The organism is Xanthobacter sp. BG11Y11_SDJG, assembly GCF_057364445.1.
Map to the genome: position 1 here is coordinate 1 of NZ_JBNFNU010000487.1, position 2,726 is coordinate 2,726.

Annotated in this window: 1 protein-coding gene; it reads right to left on the bottom strand. The window is 67.0% G+C overall.

Annotated elements, in window-relative coordinates; all coding sequences use genetic code 11:
* Positions 1–250 precede the first annotated feature (250 nt).
* Positions 251–2,497 (bottom strand): TonB-dependent receptor, encoded by a 2,247-nt coding sequence (locus tag AC2W7M_RS23275; protein ID WP_486135292.1) that lies wholly within the window; start codon positions 2,495–2,497, stop codon positions 251–253.
* Positions 2,498–2,726: the final 229 nt, after the last annotated feature.

The following is a 2,726-nucleotide window of genomic DNA, read 5'->3' on the forward strand; positions in this document are numbered from 1 at the left end:
CGCCATGGTGCTGGCGGCCCGCCGCCGGGGGGACGCCCGCACGCCCTGCCGCACCGCGTTCGGCGAGGCGCGCAGGGCGGAGCTTTGAGGGCCCCCCGCCCTGCGCCATACCGGCTGAGGGCGGAGCCCGTTTTCGCATTCGAGATCAGACCTTCCCCGCCCGTCATGCCCGGCCTTGTGCCGGCCATGACGGCCCGAGGGATCGCGGGAGGGTGCGAGCACCCGCCCCCGGTCCTGTCCAAGCGCTCGCTCAGAACTGCAGCGTCACGCGCGTGTTGAAGGAGCGGCCCATGCCGGCGACCGGATACCCCCAGTCCACGGAGCTGCCCATCATGGACGGCGTGCGGTAGTTGACGAGGTTGGCGCCGCCCAGCGGCAGGTCGTAATTGGTGTCGAAGATGTTCTCGACCGCGAAGTCCACCCGCAGCATGTCCTTCTGGTACGAGGTGCGGAAGTTCAGCAGCGCATAGGCCTCTGTCTCCAGCTCGTTGCGCACCTGGCTGACCAAGGTCTTGGACGCCACCAGCTGGAGTTCGAGGCTGTTGGTCCAGGTGCCCCAGGTACGGGCGATGGTCTGGTCCACCGCCAGCACGCCGTTGAGCGGCATCATGTGGTAGAGGTTGATGCCGTCGGTGCGCTGGCCCTGGACGAAATTGAGGCTGCCGCGGAACTGGCCCTGCCCCCAATTGCCGTCATCCCACAGCGCCATCTTGCCGTCGATGTTGACGCCATACAGCCAGGCATCGTGGTTGGCGAACTGCAGGAACACGAAGTTATTCTGCACGTAGGCATTGTTCGGCTGGCTGGCGAGGCACCCCGCAAGGGTGCAGCGGTTCACGTCGATATAGTCCACCACATAGCTGTAATAGGGCGAGACCCTGAGCTCCCAGACCTTCTTGGCCGGATCGTTCCAGGTGGCGGTGAAGCTGATCGTGTGGGCCGCCTCGGGGTCGAGGTCGAGATTGCCCACATAGCCGTTGCCGTCGCCGAACCAGCCGATCATGTCCATGGCCATGGCATTGGTGGACCAGGCGTAGCGCTCGTAGAAGTTGGGCGAGCGCGTCTTCCGGGCGAGGCCCAGTTCGTAAAGGCTCGCGCCGTCCGGCTGGTAGCGCAGGATCGCAGTGCCATCCATGTTGAAGTCGGTGCGGGCGCGGTCGGCGGCGTTGAAGGCGGCGGCGTCCGCGCCGTACATCATCATGTTGTAGCCCTGGACGTCGCCGGTGTTCATCCACACCGTGTCGTTGCGGATGCCGATGAGGCCGGTCCAGGCATTGTCGAACTTGTGCTCCCACTCGGCCCAGGTGCCGAGCCGGGTGCGCTGGCCATTGTTGATGCTGATGAAGGCGTCGGGCCCCATCATCATGGAGCCGGGAACCGGCGGCCACCAGTCGTCGAGATTGTTGTAATAGAGCTCGTTGCCGACCCGCAGGATATCGCGCGACGACAGGCCGACCGTGCCCTTGATGGCATAGCCCATGTCGGTGGCGCGGGTGTCCATGGGCATGTCGCCGGTCTTGTCCGGCTCGATGAAGCCCATGGTGTGGCGCACGCGGTTGAAGAACACGTTGCCTTCGAGCTTGCCCCAGTCGAACAGACCCTCATAGCGGCCGTTCGCAAAGAAGCTCTTGTTGTCCACCATGTCCATATACTGGTTCACATAGCCCTGATAGGGGATGAACTGGCCGCCGATCTGCACCGTGAAGAGCTGGTCGTTGATCTTCTTCGACAGGCTCAAGGCGTGATTCTGGGTCTCGTACATGGTGGACTTGATGACGGTGCCGTCGCCCGCCGTGTAGTCGCTCGCCTTGGCCCAGCCCCCCGTATAGGTCAGGCTGGTGTCCGCGTTCGACATGCGCACCGTCGTGTCGACGCCGTAGGAATTGCCGTTGGAGCGATAGAAGCCGGCGACGAAGCCGGAGACGGTCACCTTGTCGCCCGGCGTGAAGACCGGCGGCGCCAGGGTCACGTCGACCCGCGCGCCGGTATAGTCGCCGCCGACGCTCACCGGCGCGGTGCCCATATAGACCGCGATCTTCGACACCATGGCCGGGTTGAGGAACGACAGGGGCGGGTTCATCTCGTTCGGGCAGGCGACGCCGAACAGCATGCCGTTGATGCCCACCTGGACGCGGTCGGCCCCCATGCCGTTCACCGCCGGCAGGCTGGAGACGCCGCCCGCGCCCCAGGCCGCGCCGCCCGGAATGCCGGCGATCAGCGAACCGGTGTCGCTGGTGATGAGCGTCGCCGCGGATGCGTCCGCGCCGGAGATGGTGGCGGTGTCGGCCGGTGTGAAATTGCTCGGAAGGCCACCGAGGCTGAATTCCGACCCGCTTGGAGCCGGCTGGCGCACGGTCAGGGTGGGGAGCGCGGTCTCGGAGGCGCTCTGCGCAAAAACCGGCGCGGGCAGCAGCGCGAGCACGGCGAGCGCCGGCCCCGCCAAGGCGGTGGAGCGGCGCAGCGCCTGGCGCCGGCCGTGGAACGGAGAGAGGGACATGGGCAATTTCCTGGTCTCCAGACGTCGCGCGCCGGCGCTGCGGAAATCGCGCGCGGGACCGGAGGTCTGGCTGGGATCGGGCTTTGGAACAGGCGCCAGGCCCCGGCCCGTGGCAACGGACACAGAAGCGCGGCGCGGTTTGACCGGGACCTCCCGGCGCGGCACGCCGGACGGTCCCGCCTCGTCAGCCCGGGAACGGTGGCGCGCGCGGCTGGGACGGCAGCCGCGG